We start from the raw sequence: 1,247 nt of genomic DNA on the forward strand, positions 1-1,247 counted from the left end.
CCAGGGCCCCGCACCCGGAAGGGCCACCAGCACTTTCCCAACACTTACTTAGAGTCGCCTCAGGTGGCAACATCCCCAACATCTTGGGGCTTGAGTACTGGTGTCATGGCAGCCCGGGCGTCCGGGGCCACGGGAGCGTACTCGGCCCGGGGATCGGGATCGAAAGCTAGGTCCGAGAAGCTTTTTCGTGAGGTCCCGATGAACGGGGCCTCGCGAACCCAGCCAGCAGGCGTGAGAGGCCGTGGCGGTCGTCCAGGCGGAGGAGTTCGTCCGGCATCTGCTCCGGATCCGTGAACATCCGCAGGTCGTAGTCGCCGATCTGAGGAGGGTTGCTCGCGGGTGCATGATTGAGCACGATCGGTCAGCTAGGCCTGTGGAATTTCGCCACTTGTCTCTGCGATTCACGCCAGAAGGGCGTGGACCCGAAGTGCGCCTGCCGCGACGACAGGGGTGATGACGGGGGCGTCTGCGAGAAGCAACTGATGGGACGCCTCGAGCAGAAAGACCCCGGCCGGGTCCGTTCCGGTCGGGGTCTTCATCGCTTCAGCTGATGGCGTCCTCGTCGAGCACCCACGCCTGGGTGAGTGGAATCCTGCGCTTTGTCTCCAGTGGCAGGTCATCGTAGGCGTAGAACAGTTCGGCCATCAGGGTGGCCCCGTCCCATATCCGGAACTTCGAGTCGCTGCGAATCTGCTGCTTGGCCGGCCCGTTCACTCCACCCCGGGCCACCAGCAGTGCCTGGTCGGCCTTGTGCCACTCCCACGCGGAGTGCAGGACCCGCACCACCTTGGTGTCCACCGGCCCGGCCTGGGACTTGACCTTCACGACCACGATGGGAGCGCCCATGCCCAGCGGGCCCTTCCCGGCGAGGATGTCCACCCCACCGTTCGGGCCGGGCGGGGAGACCTGACAGACAAACCCGTGGGCTTCGAGGATCTCGGATACCAGCCAGGTCAGGTCGTGCTCCTGGCGAACTGTCAGTTTCAGAGCCCGACGGCACTCCCAGGCCGGTAATTTTGCGGGTAGTGCCGTCGACTTCTGAACCCTGTCTGCTCAATAGTCCTATGCACGAACCATGCTCGTGCTCAGGAGTCCTGTTCTCAAAAGGGAGGCGGAAGTGTGGATTTGACCGCTAAATGGCCGTCTTCTTTGCTCGCTTGGCAGCGGTGCCGTCCCTGGGCGTAGGGGTGATCGTTAAGAAAGCCCCCAGCGGACACGCCCTCGGTTGACGTGGATCGGCGTCGGCA

The 1,247-nt window shown here is 63.9% G+C and carries 1 protein-coding gene; it reads right to left on the bottom strand.

Features of this window, described 5'->3' with window-relative positions; genetic code table 11:
• Positions 1–543: 543 nt before the first annotated feature.
• Entirely contained in the window at positions 544–987 is a 444-nt protein-coding gene (locus tag Q0283_RS01050; RefSeq protein WP_183529458.1) for a restriction endonuclease, read from the bottom strand.
• Between the last annotated feature and the right edge of the window lie 260 nt (positions 988–1,247).

This window comes from uncultured Citricoccus sp., assembly GCF_937871995.1.
Classification (GTDB): Bacteria; Actinomycetota; Actinomycetes; order Actinomycetales; family Micrococcaceae; genus Citricoccus.